This is a genomic window from Winslowiella sp. 2C04, assembly GCF_050037805.1.
GTDB classification, from domain to species: Bacteria; Pseudomonadota; Gammaproteobacteria; order Enterobacterales; family Enterobacteriaceae; genus Erwinia; species Erwinia toletana_A.
This window is the reverse complement of record NZ_CP188300.1, coordinates 3,936,781-3,952,459: the sequence shown is the minus strand read 5'-3', so window position 1 is coordinate 3,952,459 and position 15,679 is coordinate 3,936,781. Positions and strand designations below refer to the sequence as shown.

Below are 15,679 nucleotides of genomic sequence, written 5' to 3'. Positions count from 1 at the left end.
TGGGCGGAGCGATTGCCGCCCATTTAAATCATCCACTTCAAGCCCACGGCTACCTCCCCGCACGTTATCTCCTGCAATTTCAATATTTCAAATGAGCTTATTAGTTTAAAACAGATTATTCTCTAAACAGGTCTGGTAAAAGTTTGAGTCGCAAGCTTATGAAAATAAAAATGATGCTAATCGGCTGGCTGGCATTTATCTGCTGCGATTTTTTTCTGGCTATGATGAGCCTGCAGGCCAGGGACGTCTGGAGTTTGTCGTCACTGGTCTGGTTCCCGGCCGGTCTGCTGCTCGGCATACTCTGTACTCTGCCTCCGCGTTACTGGCCGATCTGGTTATTGAGTTCTGCCTTAGTGCATCTGGTCGCCAGTCAGCTTTATGGCCGCCCGGTCAATGTGTCGTTAATTTTCTGCTTTTTTGATGCGTTATCGTTAACGGTGACTGCACTTATCTGGCAATTCTTTTATGGCGTGATGGCTCGACCCGTGCGGGAGCGTGACATTATCGTGCTGGTAATATTGTGTATTGTTAGTGGCATTATTGAGCGCTTTGTCACTACCTGGGCGCTGCTTTTGCTGGATTATCCCATTGACCAGTCGATCTCAGTTATTCATACCGTGGGTTATGTCATCAGCGCCTTACCTCTGACCTTTTTTGTTTTTTATCTGATTACCAGGGTGAAAAGAGAAAGAATTGATACCCGTGGCTACCTGATAATGCTGTCGATGCTGGTGGCAATGCTGGCACTGTTCTGGCGAACATCTGACATATTAAACGAAGCGCTGCGCTGGCAGGATCTGGCGCTGATATTCTCGCTGGCTTTGCCGGTTTTATTAGCGATGCGCGGAGATTTGCTGATGCTGAGCGGCTTTTTATCGCTGTGCTCGATTATCTCTGTTGGCGCAACACTGTTTGGTTACGGGCCGTTTTATCAGATGTTGCTTGTCCAGCAGGAGGATGTGTTGGTTGCCGCCTGGTACAGCGCCGTATTGAGTTTACCGGCGCTCCTTTGTGCCAGCCTGGTCAGCCAGAAGTCTGCGCTGCTGGCACGGCATCGCTGGCGCGAACAATTAATGGATAATGTGTTACAGCATGGCTGCTACCACCGTTTTCAGCTGGGCAGCAGTGATGATTTGCGCTGGCTTTACCAAAGCCGCTGGCCGGAGTCTGGTCATGCGCCGGTCAGCTGGCAACAATTTATTGGCTGGTTACATCCAGACGATCGGCTGGCGGTGGAGCAGCTGAAAAATAGCGCTTCCGCGACACCTCAGGTGTTACCCATACGGCTGGCCGATCGATATGGCGAGTTTCATCAGAGCAGTATGGCGCTGGTTGCCTGTCAGGAAGGGCAGGTATTTTGGTTTGAAGGCGTGATTTTTCCGCTACAAGTATTATTGCCGCCTGAGGGGGACATATGAGCACGCGAGTGATTATTGCCGATGACCATCCGGTGTTTCTGCTGGGATTGCGTGGTGTGCTGGCCACACTGCCAGAGGAATATCCGGTGATCGCTGAGGCGCATGATGTCAGCAGCCTGTTTGAGCAGCTGAGCGTCTGCCAGGCCGATATGTTGATTACCGATCTTAATATGCCTGGCGATGATCAGGTCGATGGTGTGCGGATGATCGGCAGGATCCGTGAGTTATATCCCGATCTGACCATTGTGGTGATCACCATGTTAAGCGACCAGCGGATTCTTGAGCTGCTGGCGGGATACCGGATAAAAGCCATCCTGAACAAGAGTAGCCTGTCACATGAGCTGGCGGATGGCCTGAACAGTCCGCAGAGTGACGAGCAGCCGTGGTTGAGCGACGCGTTTCGCAGCGATCCGCTGATTCAGGTGGAAAAAGCGCTGTCGGTGAAGGAGATGGAAGTGATACGGCTGATAGGCCAGGGGCTTAGCGTCAATGAGATAGCCGCACGCCTGTTTCGCACCAAGCAGACCATCAGCGCGCAAAAGCTGAGTGCCATGAGAAAGCTGGGGCTGGAAAATGATGCCGCCCTGTACCTCTATCTCAGCCAGTGTGGACTGGGACAATAACGATGTGGCGTAAGGTCTGCTGTCTGTGGTGGCTGGGGCTATTGCTGGCGCTGTCCGGGCTGACGCTGGCGAGCGAGCCGCCGTTTACGGCGCATAACAGTGCGCCCGGGCAGATCGAAGGGCGTCCGGTCGAGCTCTATTCCAATATGACTCAGGATTTTTTGCCGCTGGCTGAAACGCGTTCCCACGCGCTGGCGCAGTATCCGGTGCTGAAAGTAGGAATGTATTGCTGTTCAGCCGCGCCGCTACAGATGCCGCGCTGGGACGGCAAACTGGAAGGCATTTATCCCGATTATCTGCAACTGTTGCAAATGGTGCTGAAAAGGCCGGTGCAGGCCATGCTGTACAATAGCTGGGAGCAGGCTTATCAGGCGTTGCAGCGCGGGGATATTCAACTGCTGACCCAGTCTGATTTTTTACAATCGGCGAATCGCGATAATGAAACCGATCCGTTACTGGTGCAGCCACTGATGCTGATGGTGCGTAAAAATCATCAGACTACGCCACTTTCCAGCCTGCATATTCTCGCCGCTCCTGATATCAGCCCGACGGTGATTGAGCATCTGCGAACCCTGTATCCCCACCTGGAAGTGGCACGCAGTTCAACGCTGGCGATTCAGTCGGTGGTCAATGACCAGGCTGATGCTTATCTTGATGGTCAGAGCCAGATTACCTTGTTCAGCGCACTGCGGCCTGTCGCTGGCGTGGTCTGGCGGCGCGACCCCGCACTTGATGAACTGCTGTACGGTTTTGTCGGGCGCAGCGGCGACGGGGTGTTGGAAGTGATAAATGACATCCTTACCAATATTCCGCATTCGATTAAAAATGAGATTTATCAGCGCTGGGTCTCTGGCCTGTCGCAGTCCGCTAACAATGATGCCTCGATTTTTACGCCGCAGGAGATCGACTGGATTAAGCAACATCCGGTGATTAACGTGGCGATAGATATTGATATCCCCCCTTACTCTTTCCTGGATAAAAATGATGAGATAACCGGCCTGGATGTCGATATTTTGCAGCTGGTGGCGGAAAAAAGTGGCCTGAATCTAAACTTTATTCCGGCATTCGAGCCGGCGGGCGTAGAGCAGGCGCTACGGGCCGGGAAGGCGCAGATGACGCCATCACTGATGGATTCGCCCGACCGGCGCGGCTGGCTATCATACAGCGATCCTTACGGCATCGTCGAGTGGGTGATGATTACCCGTAACGAGCGCAGCGCCCCCTTTACTCCGGAGCAACTGGCTCATAAGCGAGTGGCTATCCAGCGTGGTCATGCGCTGCTGGCGGCAATGCAGCTTTATCCCTCGCTGTCGATTGTTGAGGTGGCTTCCGTGCCGGAGGCGGTAGATATGATGCTGGCTGGGGCCGTGGATGCCACTTTTGCCAGTATCGGTAGCGCTAATTATCTGCAGTCCAGCCGCTATGGCAGCCGCATCGCCGTTCAGCCGCTGGATAATGCCTTTCAACCAGAACGATTCGCCGTGTTGCCGGCTTATCCGCAACTGACTGAAATTTCGAATAAAAGCCTGCATGTCGTGGCACCGAATGAAATACGTGCTTTGCGTATGCATTGGTTTTCAGTGGCGAATCTGGCTTCTTATAACACCATGATTTCGCCGTGGATAATCGTATGGGGTGGAGCACTGTGCGTGATTGCGCTCAGTTCAGTATTCTGGGGAACCTATCTGGCGCGTCAGATCGGACTGCGCAAAAAAGCCGATCGCCGCTTACAGGAGCTGTTGGCCTGGTGGGAGACCTTATTTAATAACGTGCCGACGCCGATGTTTGTCTGCGCGCCAGATATGACGGTGACGGCAGCAAACCTCTGGTTCTGCCGCGTGATGGGAAAAACGCCACCGGACATTGTCGGCAGCAATCTGTTTTCTCTTCGTTTTTTATCACCGGCCGATGAGCAAGATATCCGCGGTATTTTTCTGCGCTGTCTTTCCGGCGAAATGCCGCATTTCTCCGACCGCCGGGTGTTTTTGCAGGGCGAGGAGCGCGAAGGTTATCTGTGGTTTGAGGGATATCGAAATACCGAGGGCGTTATGCTGGGGGTGATGGGCGGCTGGTTTGATGTGACCGAGCGTAAATCACTGGCGCGTGAACTTCGCCTGGCACGTGACAAAGCCGAGCAGGCCAGCCACGAGAAGTCGGAGTTTCTGGCGCGGATGAGCCATGAAATCCGCACGCCGCTGCATGCGATTATTGGTATTCTCGAGCTGGCGGTAAAACAGCAGCGGGAGAGCGATGCTCCATTGCATATTGCCTGGCAGGCAGCAGATTCCCTGCAGGGCATTATTGGCGATGTGCTGGATTTCTCCAAAATCGAAGCAGGCAATATCGACATTACGCTTCAGCCAGCCAGCCTGACGCAGTTACTGGAAAATTGTGCCGCGACGTTTCGCATCAGTGCGGAAGATAAAGGGCTGGAGCTGTTAACCGCGGTCAGCATACCGCAGAGCGCGCTGCACTGGCTGGACAGTATTCGCCTGAGCCAGGTCATCAATAACCTGTTGCTCAACGCAATAAAATTCACCGCGAATGGAAAAATACAGTTGCGGGCGGCTATCCACTATCGCGCCAACGATCCGCGCGACCGGATAACGATTGAGATTGAGGACAGCGGCTGTGGCATTCCCCCGGATATGTATCAGGCGGTATTACAACCCTATGTCAGAGTTGAAACGGCGCAGGGCGTACCGGGCACCGGGTTGGGTTTACCGATCTCCGCAAAACTGATCGCGCTGATGGGGGGAACCTTACAGCTGTGCGGCAGCGAAAGCGGCGGAGTCAGGGTAACGGTGGAATTGATGCTGAAAAGAGCGGCGACTCAACTGTTAATCCCGCCTGCGCAGGGAGCGGCTGACGCTACGATGGAAGAGGAGTCATTAAATATTCTGGTGGTAGATGATTTAGCGGTTAATCTGCAAGTGCTGGCGCTGCAATTTGCGACTTCCGATCATTATGTTGAGCTGGTGGGCAGTGGCGACGAGGCTTTGCAGGAAGTGGAGCAGCACTATTACGACGTGGTGCTGACTGACTGCCAGATGCAGGGAATGGATGGTTACAGGCTGACGGCCCATTTACGCCAGCACCAGCAGCGTCATCAGTTGCCACCTTATGCCATTATTGGTTGTACAGCGAATGCCTTTGCCACCGAGCGCGATCGCTGTCTCGAAGCCGGAATGGATGAGGTGCTGATTAAACCGCTTTCGCAAACTACGTTGCTGAACGGTATTACGCAAGTCTGGCAACAAATAAGCAGCAGGGGTGTAGCAACTGAGCCGTTTGCTGAAATACAGGCGCTGGCTCAGGCGGATGTTCAGCAGGAGCAAGCGTTGCTCACCTCTTTATTACAAGGAATGGAGCAGGATCTTGAGGGAATAATAAAAAACCGTGATGGTGACCATGTATCGCAGCTGGCTCATTACGCGCATCGTCTGCATGCCGCCTTTGCTTTGCTGCCCTATTATCCGGGAATGCGCGTGTGTTTGCGTATTGAGAAAACTCAGCGTTTCGATCGGCAAACAATAGAGGCTCTGGAGAAATACACGGCTATTATGATTCAGCTGATTAAGCAGCGCCTGTTATCTATAAATAGTGAGGAGTCGCGTTGAATTTTTTTGACCTGTTTCTGCAGCCAGCTGATAATCAGTTGGCTGCTTTTAAAAATCATTTTTGAAACCATTTTGCTATTTAAATAATCCAGCGTTGGCTCTCTGTTTAGTGAGTCTTATTACGTTATTTCTTAAATTCAACCAGAATTATCTTCTTGTTGTGGATCGCAGCGTGACTCATTATTAATAAGTTAGCATTAAGCTAAAGTCATTTTTATCCGGCATTAAACGATGCGTTTACCTATATTTATTTACGAGAGACTAATTATGAAAACTAAGATTATTGCATTAGCCGTGATGATGTCAGCGCTGTTCTCTGTCCCTTCATTTGCCCATGAAGGCCACGATCATCAGAGTGACGAAGCCGCAGAAGTTTCGCAAAATCCTGAGGTAAAGCCAGCGGAAAAAGCACATGATTGTGAGGGTGCCGCCATTGCTGATGATGAAAGCACTGATTAATTTATTTAATTGCTGCCATCGGAGATTACCGCCCGGTACTAAGCCAGTCGGTAATCTCAACCTGGGATAATCCGCAGAAGAAGATGGCGAAATCAATGAATTAAGCATTACAATCTGATATCGAACAGGCTGGATCGGCTCAACAGGAAATAGAGCTGACAGTCATTGTCTACATCCAGTTTATCCATCGCTCTGAGTTTATGTGCGCTGACGGTCTTAATGCTGAGGTTCATCCGCCCGGCAATCTTCGTCAGGCTTAAACCTTTACACAGCAATCGTAATACCTCTAACTCTTTAGGCGTGATTTCGTTAGTATTATTGTGCGAGTTAAGTAAGCTGCACATCAGGTCATTTTCTACATAAACTTCGTTATTCAGCACGGTGCTCAATACCCGCTCCAGTGTTTTGTCACAGATATCCATACTGATATAACCTGAAACGCCCGCTGCCAGCATCATTCTCACCAGGCTGGCATGACGGTGTGGTGACATGACCACAATCTTCAGTTTAGGATATTTGTTACGTAACCACTTCACCAGATTATAGCCATCCATTGTAGCGATAGGGCTATTTTTACTTTCATCGGTTTGCAATGAATAGCCTAATAACAGAATATCGACACTGTTATTCGTCAGATTCGCGACCAGTTCTCCTGGTGTGGAAACATCATTTATAATATTATAACAAGAATACTCTTTACTCGATGACAGCTTTTTGCTGGTCATGTTTTCAATCAGTGACTTAATACCACTGCGGAACAGCTTATGCTCGTGTGCAATTATAATGTTTAGATTCATTGAATATATCCCCGAATGTTTTCAGACTAAAAATCAAGTTGGCCGGATAGTAACCAGTTATCTCGCTTTCAGGGAGAAAATTCTTTCTGAATAAGAAAAACTCATTTTATTAATTTTAAGTTATTGCTACGGATAATTCTGCATTTTCTGACTGGTCAGATTTAATTGTGGTGAGGGTTGCGATTAAACTTCGTCTCGCTGTGGGTCCACAATATATTTTAATACAATTCAGGTAAAAGTGATGAGAGCGGGCTTTAAAAAAATTAATACATTTCTGATGGTGGTTGAGACGGGAAGTTTTGAAGAGGCGGCCAAGCGGCTGTATATCACCCCTTCTGCGGTATCATTACGCTTAAGCTCACTGGAAAGTGAAGTCGGCGAGAAACTGGTATTACGCCGTCGCCCTTGCGTTCCAACGCCTAAAGGGGAAATATTTTATCAACATGCACTGGCACTGCGTGAGGTGAAAATGCAGTTGGATGATGCATTTAGCAATAAAGCTACTGATAATAAGTAAGGTGTTATGGGGTAATGCAGTTAGCAGGTAGTGGCGCATTCGCATCTTCATCAACTTTGAATTGCCACTCAGCATAGCTGCTCGCTTTTTTAAAGTTCTGATAAATATGCGCAAATCCTTCTTTCTTAATCGGTTTTCCAGCACCTTTACTGTAAACCCCAGTCCAGCGTCCTTTATCATCATAGATCATTCCCCAGTCGCCTTTCTGACTGAACGGATCCCGATAGTGCTGGCGCAGCAGATAACGATGGGGCGTGAAGCGGCGATCGCTCAGCAATTGCTGAATATTTAATGGGAAGCATCTATTCCCGGCGGGGTTATCCCGATATTTCTGGATGGCTTCACGAATCTGATCGCCAGCAAACAGTAGCTGTGCCTCTCGTTCCTGACGCCATTCGGTGCGCAGATGATCCTGACTGCGCAGTAGCATCAGAGCCAGTATACTCAGCCAGGCCAGCAACAGCAGATAGCTGAATCCAGCCTGATGATTACCAGTCGGCATAAGCGCTGCCTTCCAGCGATTTCTTTTCGGAACCGCTATGAACATCAATAATCTGACCGTGCTCATCTTGTTGAGTTTTCCAGCTGTTATTTTTATCGGTAATCGGATCGAGCGGCAGCTGGCGCAGATATCCCTTGTCTATCATCTCTTCCAGCGTGGACGGGCTGTTGATATTGTCGCGACGGAACTGATCAATAGACAGACGCAGGGTGTTCAGATTGTGCTTTAACACCACCTCTTTTGCCCGTACGGTTTGCTGAAAGTAGCGCGGTGCCACCAGCGTCATCAGCGTGGCGATAATTGCCATCACTACCAGCAGTTCAATCAGGGTAAAGCCTTTTTCACCATTGCGCATAAGGCACTCCATTCAGTCCATAAGCCTGGCTGGATGAGACAACGTCGTAAATATCGCTGCCTGGAGAAAAATTACCGGCATCATTAGTACTGCTGCGCACGCGCCAGGTCTCCTCGTCCGCTTTGCCTTCACAATCACACATCGGATCGCGTGGCAGGCGGCGCATAAAATAGATTTTGCGTTTATTCGGTGAGGTTTTATCGACCACCCCCTCGGTTAGCGCTTTAAGGTTTTTTGGATAGCCAGGCTCGTCGGCTTTTTTTTCTATTCGCCCTTCAATCGCCGCGCGCTGGTAGTCATCCAGCGCCTGACGTATTTGTCGCAGTGCCGTTTGTAGCTGCTCCTCTTTATGCCGCTGACCCTGTTTTTCGAGCAGCGGCAGTGAGGCGGCAGCCAGCGTCGCCAGCAGGCTTAGGGTTACCATCATCTCAATCAGGGTAAAACCCTGCTGCCTGATCCGCGTCATCTGGTCAGTTCCGGCAGAGGTTCAGCCGCCGGATTCGGTGACGGCAATGCACCGCGCTGTTCAGGGAAATGCGCCGGTGGCACCAGCTGTGGCGCAATAAACGCTTCTCTGCCGACCTGAATACGGCCCGGTGCTCGCAGACGCATATCCTGCTCACCCGGTAGATCTTCGGTGCCGACCGCAATGGCGCTGACATGCGCGCCTGGCAGATCAATGTTGCGGGCAATACGCGGCGTAATCAGCAGTACCACTTCCGTTCGTTTACTCTCTTTATCCGAGGTTCTGAACAGCGAACCAATCAGGGGAATATCGCTTAGCCATGGCAGGCCGCTTTTCTCATCTTTTTGATCCTCTCTGATCAAACCGGCCAGCATTTGGGTTTCGCCATCAAGACTGCTGAGAATGGTTTTCGCCATGCGGTTGTTGGTACTGTAATATTTCAGCCCGTCTTTACTCTCCTGCGACTGCCCAAGGCTGCTGAGTGTGAACTCCACATCCATACTGATTTCACCATCAAGGCTGATCTCCGGCGTCACATTAAGTTTCAGGCCAACGTCCTGATAATCCACTTTTTGATTGGTGACGCCATCATTGGTGGTATTGGTCAATACCGGCATTTTTTCGCCAATTTCAATCAACGCAGGTTTGTTGTTTTTCACATGAATTCGCGGGTTAGCCAGCACTTTAGCGTTATTGCGTATTTTACTGATGTCGACTTTGATACCGCGATTCCCCCCGAGATTGATAAACATATTGTCGCGGTTAAAGCCATTCAGCGGGATATTATTGCCGGCATCGGTCGTACCGAAGCCAATACCCACTTCGCCCGGATAACGAATGCCCAGTTTGGTGGCGTCGCTGCTGCTGATCTCCAGCACTTCCACTTCCAGCGTCACTTCTGCTTCTGGTCGATCCAGCGTCATCAATAAGCGCTCGATCATTTCAATGCTTTCGCGCGGACTACGCACCGTGATGGTATTGGTGCGTTCATCAACGTGAATATCTTTTAGTTTCAGAATATTGCGCAGCGCGACGTTGATATCTTTGGCTTTGGCATAACCAAGGAAGAAGGTCTTCACCATCATATCGCGGTACAACTTCTCTTTGCTTTGGCTGGCCGGGTAGATCAGCAGGGTATTACTGTTCAGCACTTTTTTGCGCAGTTGATTGGAGATCAGCAGTAAGTTGATCGCATCTTCAGCGGTGGTGTTATTGGCAATAATGCTGGTGGTAATACTGCGGGTAACGTCATTATCAAAGATAAAGTTCACGCCTGTAATTTTGGAAATGGTGGCAAAGATCTCCATCAGATTATGGGAGCGAAAGTTAAGTGATACTGGCTTTTGCAGTTCCACATGCATACGTTGCGACGGCATTGAGCTGGAAGAGAGTCGGCGTAGCAGATGGTCGCGCAGCGCGACGGCCTGTGGCCAGCCCGGCTCTTCCTCCAGCACTTTGCGGATTTTTTCCAGCGCCGCTTCCGGATTATCAGCCGACAGCTTGCTGGCCTGCTGGTACATCACGTCCAGAGAGCGATAATTGTTAATGCGGCGTATTCCTTGCTGAGCGCGCATATTACCGGGTTGATACTCCAGCGCGGTGTGCCACAGACGTGATGCTTCCTGGTAATTGTTTTCGCCAACGGCACGTTCAGCTTGTTTCATATACAGATCGACCAGCTGGTTACTTTCCAGCTGTTCGCGGCTCTTCAGCGCCATATCATCAGGAGCGACCTGACGTTGTTTTTTCAGCTTATCCAGCGAGGTGACTAACTGTTGTTGTTGGTTTTGCACCCGGGCGGCATCGTGATCGCGGGTGTCTGAAGCGCAGCCTGCCAGCAGCAGCAGTCCGATGACCACTGAAAGATTTTTTTTAATAAACATAATCAGAATTCTGGTTTCGATTTCATATCATCCAGCGATAAATGCTGGTCGTTTTTTAGCGGCAGCCAGCGGAACGTCAGCGAATCTGTCGCGATTTCCATCAACTGCCAGTTGTTATCCAGCTTGTCGCCGGGGCGGATGCTCTCCTGCAATTTGCACTGTCGACAGACAATCCAGCTTTCGCGGCCATCAGTCAGCACCAGCAGGCGCTGGTTATTGCTCCACCAGGCACCGACCACCTTAAAAGGAAGCTGTGGTGCGCGTGGCTTTTCTGGCCTGGCGGTGGCGGGTGCAGAAGCAGGCTCGACGGGGTTACCCTGATAAGGAAACAGGTCATCAGACGCATTGCCGGCGATCGCGGGCGGCGCGGGAGTCGTCGGGATATCACGCACCGGATGGGGCTGGCTTACCGTCAACAGACTTTCTTCTTCCTGAGCATCGCCACTCAGTGCACTCCACAGGCTGATGACCGCGGTCAGCAGCAGCATCACCTGTAGGTAACGCGGCAGCTTCATCGGCCTTCTCCGGTTAATGTGACGCGCAGCGACATCGTCAGCTGAGTGCTGGCGGGGGAAGTCCGCGCCATCGCCAGCGATTCAAACTGCAACGGCAGCGTGCCTGACATCTCACGCAGCGCGGCTTGCAAGCGCGGATAGTCGCCGGTTAACGGAATATCGAGGATCATCTGCTCACTCTTTGAATCATTACTGTCAGAGAGCAGCTGGTAACGACTCTCACGTGCTTCAAGACCGTGTTTTTTCAGAATGGCAAACAGCGCCTTGACCTGCTGATACTCTTTAACGCTCAGCGAGCTCAGCGCTTCTTCTTCCTCCGGCGTACTGACGGGCAGCGGCACAGCAAGCTGCTGATGCACGGATTGCAGGCGCAGGCTATTTGCATGCAGCTCCGGGCGCAGCTGGGCGCATAAATACATCAGCAGTACCAGCCATAATCCGACGATTAACAATGGCAGCGGGCCGAACATTTCATAACTCTTACCGGCCCACCAGCGCAGGCGCGGCAGCAGATCTTTCATCGAAGGCAGCGTGCCAGCATTAAGACGCATGGGAATACTCCAGATTGAGCGTGGCGCGTATCTTCCATGGTTCGGTCAGGCTGGTTTCGGTGTGATGATGTTCCAGGCCAACCCTGGCTCTGGTGTCTTGTAAGCGCGAGACGAAATCCAGCAACGAGTCCAGCGAATGGGCGACCACTTCCACCCGCATCTGCTGTTGACGTGCATCCACTTGCAGCGACATCAGAGCAATATCTTTGCTCAGGGCCTGACCAATAAGCGCCAGCCCGGCCAGCTGCTGCGGTTCTTGCTGCTGGGGCTGGCTGGCGTAAGCCCGCTGCCTGGCCAGAATGATCTCCGCGGCCTGACTGTGCGCATTCAACTTCTGCATCTCTGCGGCCAGCTCTGTCTGCAGTTGGTTTTGCTGCTGATGGCTGAAGAAAATCGCCGTCAGCAGCGGAGTCATCAGCACAATCAGTAACGCCGCATTAACCGGCATTGCCCGGCGGGATATAAACTGGTGGTTAGTCATCACGATTATTTTCTGCCGCAATCTTGGTGCTGGCGGTCTCACTGTGCACCACATAGCGCTCCAGTGGTGGCAATCCTGCCAGGCGATTTGCCGTATCCAGTTGTTGTAATTCGTCACTGTGTGGCAGGCGCAACGTAAAGGTACTGTGCCAGCGATGCTGCCAGCGAAAGGCAAAGCTGCTTTGCTGCTCACCGATGCTGGCAAACAGCGCGTTCTCCGGCAGGCTGCGACCACAGCGAGCCAGCAGGTTACTGAATGGCGTGCTGCAGCCGATCAGCCGCAGCCGATGCTGGCTGCTCAGCTGTTTCAGACTGACCAGCAGCGTTTTATTTAATAACGCTGCAAAAGCATCTTCACCAAAGCTGCTGCGCAGAAAGCTGACCTTCATCTCATGCTGTTCACCCTGCTGCTCGGCCAGCAATAATCTGGCGTACTGCCTTAGCTCGCGTGGCCGCGTAATCCCCTGTGGCCAGGGAACCAGCAGGTAACTGACGTGTGGTGCATCAACGATAAATTCCAGCGAATCACGCCAGGCGGGGGCCGCAGGCAGCGTGCTGAACAGCTGCTCCAGTTGGGCTGGCAACGGCAGGTCGGGCTGCCACTGGCACTGCGCATGCAGGCTGCCGCCCAACCATAGCTGCAACTGGTGTTGGTAGAGCTTGCAGCACCAGTGATTAATGAAGGGAAATAACACGCCTGACCTCCTGTAAAGTGGTGAAGCCCTGGCGGGCGGCTTCAATTGCGATTTGATGCAGCGGGATAAAACCCTCTTTCATCGCCAGTTCGCGCAGCTGGCGCAATGGCGCGCGCGCCAGCAAGGCTTCTTTCATCGCATCGCTAAAATGCAGGACTTCGGCCAGCGCCAGTCGCCCGTGGTAGCCGCTGTGGCGACAATGCTCACAACCTGCACCAACGTGCCAGCAGGCGTGGCTGAACGGCTGTTTATCCAGCTGCCAGTGCGTAATCTCTTCGGCTGTTGGTTGATGAGGTTGTTTACACGCCGGGCACAGCTGGCGTACCAGCCGCTGCGCCACCACGCCATTCAGTGCCGTAATCAGGCTGGCTGGCTCCACCTGCATATACATAAAGCGTTCCAGCACGCTGAACACGCTATTGGCGTGTACCGATGACAACACCACGTGCCCGGTCAGTGCTGCCTGAACCGCAATGCCCGCCGTCTCACCGTCACGGATTTCGCCGACCAGGATAATGTCTGGGTCATGGCGCAGAATGGCGCGCAGACCGCGGGCGAAAGTCAGCCCTTTTTTATCGTTAACCGGGATTTGTAATACCCCTTCCAGCTGATATTCCACCGGATCTTCAATGGTGATGATCTTGCTTTCACCGCTGTTCAGCTCGCTGAGCGCGGAGTAGAGCGTGGTGGATTTGCCGCTGCCGGTCGGTCCGGTCACCAGTACCATGCCGTGTGGGATTTGCGTCAGCTTGCGGATCGCCTGCAGTGTCTGGCCGTCGAATCCCAGCGTTTCCAGCCGCAGTTTTTTGTCGTGGGATTTATCCAGTACGCGCAAGACCGCATCCTCACCGTGAATGCTCGGCATGATCGAAACGCGGAAATCGACGTTGCGCTGCTGAATGTGCGCTTTGAAACGTCCATCCTGTGGAATGCGGCGTTCAGAAATATCCATACAGCCCAGCACTTTCAGCCGTGAAATGATCTGTTCCGCATTCTGTGAACCGTTGCAGCGGGTAATGGCGTGCAGTACGCCATCAATCCGGTATTTCACCACCAGCCCATCGGGTACGCTCTCCAGATGGATATCACTGGCACGGCTTTGAAGTGCGTCGTACAGCGTGGAGTTGACCAGTTTAATCACCGGGCTTTGCTCCTCGGACAGGCTAAGCAGCGAGATCACCAGCGCCGTTTCTTCCGTCTGGCCGTCAAAATCCTGCGGTTCGAGGTGATCCATGGTGCGCTGCTGGCGCGACAGCTGATCCAACTGCTCATTCACCCAGCCCGGACGACAAAGCGCGATGCGATCGCTGTAACGCTGCGCCCACTGACGCTGCGTCAGTGAAAACGGATCGGCCATCAGCAACCAGCTTTTTCCGTCCAGCGTAATTGGCAACAGGCGGCGTGACAGCGCCTGCGGCAGCGAGATACGAGAGAAATCCTGCCCGGCCTCAACCAGCTGCTGCTGTGATAACGGGTATAAACCCAGTTCAGCGGCGAGCGTTGTCAGCTGTTCAGGCTGCGATGTCAGCAGCTGTTCCAGCCAGTCGGTTCGTTGCTCCGGCGTCATGGTTAACCATGGCGAGGATGCGCTGTCGACATGATGTGTTAGTTGAGTCATCAGGCTAATCCTCCGGCCATTTCAAAAATCGGCATATACAGCAGAAATACCACCAGGCCGACCAGTCCACCGACGATCAGCATCAGGATCGGTTCAAACACCTTGCTGAAGGTTTCGATGGCACGTTCGAGGTTTTCGTCATAAAACGCCGCGATGCGTTCGCACATGGCGGGCAATTCACCACTGCGTTCACCGACCACCAATAGCCTACTGGCGACCGGAGTTGTCAGCCCCTGAGTTTCCAGGCAGTGCGAAAGCGCCTTGCCCGCCTGCACATCCATCAGTGCCTGCTGTAGCCGTGGCTGATACGAATTCGGTAGCAGGCTGCCGGTCAGTTGCAGCGCTTCGACGGCGGCCATTCCGCCCTGCAACAGCAGGCCAAGGGTGCGGTAGAAGCGCACCAGTATCGCCAGCTGATATTGTTGTTTAAGCTGTGGCACGCGCATCAGCTGGTTTAAAGCGGACTGCCGCAGGCTTTTGCTGCGCACGGCGGCGATCAGCAGCACGACCGCAGCGGCGGTCAGCATCATTAATAACGCGCCATAGTTCTGCGTCAGGTGCCCCCACCAGACGATAAACTGCGCGCTGCCCGTCAGGTCTTTCATGCCGGTGAACACCACGGCGAAGCGCGGGATAATAAAGCCGAGCAAAAAGAACAGGATCAGGCAGCCGACGCTGATCACCACGCAGGGATAGAGCAGGGTGCTGCGAATGCGCTTACGCAAGGTTTCCATACGCTTTTCGTAATGCAGGAAACGCCCGAGCGCGACGGGCAGCTGTCCGGTCTGTTCTGACGACGCTACGGTGCTGACCAGTAATGGCGGGAACAACAGCGGCTGGGCGACAAGCGCCTGAGAAAGCTGCTGACCGCGATAAAGTTCTTTCAGGATTTCCCCTAATACCCGGCGCTGTTCTGCATCAGCGCTGCTTTCACACAGTGCTTCAATCGCTTCGACAATCACCAGACCGGCCTCGAGCAGCGCGATTAATTCCTGGATAAACAGCGTCAGCGGAAAAGGGCGCACGCGTCTCGTCAGCCGGCTGGCTTTGGCCTCAAGTACCAGAGCACCTGGCGCCAGCTGGGCTTTGGCTTCTTCGACGCTGTTGGCACACACCTGCTCCGTGCTGCGGACACCGTTACGCAATAAAGTAATTTGATAGTTTTTCATGATTTCTTACT

The 15,679-nt window shown here is 52.6% G+C and carries 16 protein-coding genes; 5 read left to right on the top strand and 11 right to left on the bottom strand.

From position 1 onward, the window contains the following. Positions 1 to 170: 170 nt before the first annotated feature. From ACP3TC_RS17965 to ACP3TC_RS17950, 4 genes are all read left to right on the top strand, one after another. Positions 171 to 1,418, top strand: a complete 1,248-nt coding sequence (locus tag ACP3TC_RS17965; RefSeq protein WP_426816957.1) for an MASE1 domain-containing protein — start codon at positions 171 to 173, stop codon at positions 1,416 to 1,418. Beyond that, positions 1,415 to 2,041, top strand: a complete 627-nt coding sequence (locus ACP3TC_RS17960; RefSeq protein ID WP_313855685.1) for a response regulator — start codon at positions 1,415 to 1,417, stop codon at positions 2,039 to 2,041. Before ACP3TC_RS17965 ends, ACP3TC_RS17960 begins: the two co-directional genes overlap by 4 nt. 2 nt (positions 2,042 to 2,043) lie before the next feature. Continuing rightward, the gene (locus ACP3TC_RS17955; protein WP_426816956.1) at positions 2,044 to 5,661 is read left to right on the top strand and encodes a transporter substrate-binding domain-containing protein; all 3,618 of its coding nucleotides are present in this window, start codon (positions 2,044 to 2,046) and stop codon (positions 5,659 to 5,661) included. A 267-nt stretch (positions 5,662 to 5,928) separates the two neighbouring features. Next, a complete protein-coding gene (locus ACP3TC_RS17950; protein WP_313855690.1) occupies positions 5,929 to 6,120 on the top strand; it encodes a hypothetical protein in 192 nt (63 codons plus the stop codon). A gap of 107 nt (positions 6,121 to 6,227) precedes the next feature. On the opposite strand, the gene ACP3TC_RS17945 is transcribed toward ACP3TC_RS17950, so the two are convergent. Beyond that, a complete protein-coding gene (locus ACP3TC_RS17945; RefSeq protein WP_426816955.1) occupies positions 6,228 to 6,917 on the bottom strand; it encodes a LuxR C-terminal-related transcriptional regulator in 690 nt (229 codons plus the stop codon). A gap of 241 nt (positions 6,918 to 7,158) precedes the next feature. Here ACP3TC_RS17945 and ACP3TC_RS17940 point away from each other — a divergent pair, with 241 nt between their 5' ends. Further along, positions 7,159 to 7,434, top strand: coding sequence for a LysR family transcriptional regulator (locus tag ACP3TC_RS17940; protein ID WP_313855694.1), 276 nt, complete (start codon positions 7,159 to 7,161; stop codon positions 7,432 to 7,434). 4 nt (positions 7,435 to 7,438) lie between these two features. Here the strand turns inward: ACP3TC_RS17940 and ACP3TC_RS17935 are convergent, their stop codons facing one another. The 10 genes from ACP3TC_RS17935 to ACP3TC_RS17890 are packed head-to-tail and all read right to left on the bottom strand — an operon-like array spanning position 7,439 to position 15,668. After that, positions 7,439 to 7,936, bottom strand: coding sequence for a hypothetical protein (locus ACP3TC_RS17935; RefSeq protein ID WP_313855695.1), 498 nt, complete (start codon positions 7,934 to 7,936; stop codon positions 7,439 to 7,441). Continuing rightward, entirely contained in the window at positions 7,923 to 8,291 is a 369-nt protein-coding gene (locus ACP3TC_RS17930; RefSeq protein ID WP_426816954.1) for a type II secretion system protein, read from the bottom strand. The genes ACP3TC_RS17935 and ACP3TC_RS17930 overlap by 14 nt, the downstream gene beginning before the upstream one ends. After that, on the bottom strand, positions 8,278 to 8,757 hold the full coding sequence (locus ACP3TC_RS17925) for a type II secretion system protein (protein ID WP_426816953.1): 480 nt from the start codon (positions 8,755 to 8,757) through the stop codon (positions 8,278 to 8,280). Before ACP3TC_RS17925 ends, ACP3TC_RS17930 begins: the two co-directional genes overlap by 14 nt. Then, positions 8,754 to 10,640 (bottom strand): secretin N-terminal domain-containing protein, encoded by a 1,887-nt coding sequence (locus tag ACP3TC_RS17920; protein WP_313855699.1) that lies wholly within the window; start codon positions 10,638 to 10,640, stop codon positions 8,754 to 8,756. Before ACP3TC_RS17920 ends, ACP3TC_RS17925 begins: the two co-directional genes overlap by 4 nt. Before the next feature lie 2 nt (positions 10,641 to 10,642). Further along, positions 10,643 to 11,155, bottom strand: coding sequence for a hypothetical protein (locus tag ACP3TC_RS17915; protein ID WP_313855700.1), 513 nt, complete (start codon positions 11,153 to 11,155; stop codon positions 10,643 to 10,645). Further along, positions 11,152 to 11,706, bottom strand: a complete 555-nt coding sequence (locus ACP3TC_RS17910; protein ID WP_313855701.1) for a hypothetical protein — start codon at positions 11,704 to 11,706, stop codon at positions 11,152 to 11,154. The genes ACP3TC_RS17915 and ACP3TC_RS17910 overlap by 4 nt, the downstream gene beginning before the upstream one ends. Continuing rightward, a complete protein-coding gene (locus ACP3TC_RS17905) occupies positions 11,696 to 12,190 on the bottom strand; it encodes a hypothetical protein (RefSeq protein WP_426816952.1) in 495 nt (164 codons plus the stop codon). The genes ACP3TC_RS17910 and ACP3TC_RS17905 overlap by 11 nt, the downstream gene beginning before the upstream one ends. Next, positions 12,180 to 12,881: a hypothetical protein gene (locus ACP3TC_RS17900; protein ID WP_313855703.1), complete on the bottom strand. Its 702-nt coding sequence runs from the start codon at positions 12,879 to 12,881 to the stop codon at positions 12,180 to 12,182. The genes ACP3TC_RS17905 and ACP3TC_RS17900 overlap by 11 nt, the downstream gene beginning before the upstream one ends. After that, on the bottom strand, positions 12,862 to 14,499 hold the full coding sequence (locus tag ACP3TC_RS17895; RefSeq protein ID WP_426816951.1) for a GspE/PulE family protein: 1,638 nt from the start codon (positions 14,497 to 14,499) through the stop codon (positions 12,862 to 12,864). Before ACP3TC_RS17895 ends, ACP3TC_RS17900 begins: the two co-directional genes overlap by 20 nt. Continuing rightward, the gene (locus tag ACP3TC_RS17890) at positions 14,499 to 15,668 is read right to left on the bottom strand and encodes a type II secretion system F family protein (protein WP_313855706.1); all 1,170 of its coding nucleotides are present in this window, start codon (positions 15,666 to 15,668) and stop codon (positions 14,499 to 14,501) included. Before ACP3TC_RS17890 ends, ACP3TC_RS17895 begins: the two co-directional genes overlap by 1 nt. Positions 15,669 to 15,679 lie beyond the last annotated feature (11 nt).

Excerpts from the sequence above, each read along its gene's own strand:
- ACP3TC_RS17965 (WP_426816957.1), top strand. The coding sequence starts at position 171 with ATGATGCTAATCGGCTGGCTGGCATTTATCTGCTGCGATTTTTTTCTG.
- ACP3TC_RS17960 (WP_313855685.1), top strand. The coding sequence starts at position 1,415 with ATGAGCACGCGAGTGATTATTGCCGATGACCATCCGGTGTTTCTGCTG.
- ACP3TC_RS17955 (WP_426816956.1), top strand. The coding sequence starts at position 2,044 with ATGTGGCGTAAGGTCTGCTGTCTGTGGTGGCTGGGGCTATTGCTGGCG.
- ACP3TC_RS17950 (WP_313855690.1), top strand. The coding sequence starts at position 5,929 with ATGAAAACTAAGATTATTGCATTAGCCGTGATGATGTCAGCGCTGTTC.
- ACP3TC_RS17945 (WP_426816955.1), bottom strand. The coding sequence starts at position 6,917 with ATGAATCTAAACATTATAATTGCACACGAGCATAAGCTGTTCCGCAGT.
- ACP3TC_RS17940 (WP_313855694.1), top strand. The coding sequence starts at position 7,159 with ATGAGAGCGGGCTTTAAAAAAATTAATACATTTCTGATGGTGGTTGAG.
- ACP3TC_RS17935 (WP_313855695.1), bottom strand. The coding sequence starts at position 7,936 with ATGCCGACTGGTAATCATCAGGCTGGATTCAGCTATCTGCTGTTGCTG.
- ACP3TC_RS17930 (WP_426816954.1), bottom strand. The coding sequence starts at position 8,291 with ATGCGCAATGGTGAAAAAGGCTTTACCCTGATTGAACTGCTGGTAGTG.
- ACP3TC_RS17925 (WP_426816953.1), bottom strand. The coding sequence starts at position 8,757 with ATGACGCGGATCAGGCAGCAGGGTTTTACCCTGATTGAGATGATGGTA.
- ACP3TC_RS17920 (WP_313855699.1), bottom strand. The coding sequence starts at position 10,640 with ATGTTTATTAAAAAAAATCTTTCAGTGGTCATCGGACTGCTGCTGCTG.
- ACP3TC_RS17915 (WP_313855700.1), bottom strand. The coding sequence starts at position 11,155 with ATGAAGCTGCCGCGTTACCTACAGGTGATGCTGCTGCTGACCGCGGTC.
- ACP3TC_RS17910 (WP_313855701.1), bottom strand. The coding sequence starts at position 11,706 with ATGCGTCTTAATGCTGGCACGCTGCCTTCGATGAAAGATCTGCTGCCG.
- ACP3TC_RS17895 (WP_426816951.1), bottom strand. The coding sequence starts at position 14,499 with ATGACTCAACTAACACATCATGTCGACAGCGCATCCTCGCCATGGTTA.
- ACP3TC_RS17890 (WP_313855706.1), bottom strand. The coding sequence starts at position 15,668 with ATGAAAAACTATCAAATTACTTTATTGCGTAACGGTGTCCGCAGCACG.